This window comes from Vibrio sp. 1288 (genome assembly GCF_033344475.1).
The window spans coordinates 1-995 of record NZ_JAWPOX010000178.1 but is presented as its reverse complement, the minus strand read 5'-3'; the positions used below and the strand labels follow the sequence as shown (position 1 = coordinate 995).

Here is a 995-nt window from a genome sequence, read left to right as displayed (position 1 = left end):
CAAGTGGTTGAGCGCGTAAAACGTCAAATGCAGCTCTATACCTCGATCAACGGTTCGCAAAACATCAAAGGCATTTGGTTATCGGGCGAGGGGGCATCGACGCCAATGTTGGCAGAAGAGCTCTCGCATCAGTTGGCATTGGAGTGCGAGTTGCTAAACCCACTCGGACTGTTTGAAATGAAAGTGTCGAAACGCAAGCGACGAGCGGCTGATTGGCAACATTTTTCGACAGCTGCAGGGCTGGCGGTCCGTGGCATTCATTGGTTAGGAGGTGTGCGTGCTGTATCGCATTAACTTATTGCCTTGGCGCGAAAATCAAAGGGAAGAGCATCGTCGTCGATTTGTCGGTTTAGTGGTATTGGGCGTCATGGTGGCGTTGGGGATTCAGTGGGGCGTTGGCAAATATTATGAGTATCAACAAGATCTTCAACAAGAGCGACTCGACTATCTAACAACGTACATTTCTGATCTAGATAAGCGGATAGAAGCGATGAAGATCGCGGAGCTTGAACACAGCAAAATCTTGGAACGCTTGAAAGTTGTGGAAGCGTTGCAAAATGGTCGGAATAAAACCACTGATTTTATGAACCTCATGCCTGCTGTTATTCCAGAAGGCGTGTATGTCGACAAGATCAAAATGAACGATCTAGAAATTGAAATCTCAGGTATTTCAGACAGTACACCTCGGCTAGCAACCATGCTCGATAACATGGAACGTTCTGCCAAGCTACTGGACGTTGAAATGCACTCTATCGTGCACGGAAAAGCCCGTTTCGGTAAAGAGTTTCAGACATTTAAAGTGTCCTTCATGTTTAACACGGTAGAAGAGCAGAAAGAGGGAAAACAACATGGTTAATTGGCAAGATCTAGAAATGGATGAGATTGCTGAATGGCCATTACTGCCTCAGCTTGTAGTGATCTGCCTGCTTGTTCTTCTTATCCAAGGGTTTGGTTATTGGTTTTACTTAAAGCCAGAAGACGCTCGTTTGAACACT

Annotated in this window: 2 protein-coding genes and 1 pseudogene; all 3 read left to right on the top strand. The window is 45.9% G+C overall.

Annotated features, from left to right (window positions below):
* Positions 1-294 (top strand): pilus assembly protein PilM (gene pilM / locus R8O11_RS25495; RefSeq protein WP_318194645.1); only part of this gene is annotated, 294 nt, incomplete at its 5' end.
* Entirely contained in the window at positions 278-856 is a 579-nt protein-coding gene (locus tag R8O11_RS25490) for a PilN domain-containing protein (protein WP_005480484.1), read from the top strand. The genes pilM and R8O11_RS25490, both read left to right, overlap by 17 nt.
* Positions 849-995 (top strand): annotated as a pseudogene (locus R8O11_RS25485) (fimbrial protein); the annotation flags it as partial. The gene R8O11_RS25490 and the pseudogene R8O11_RS25485, both read left to right, overlap by 8 nt.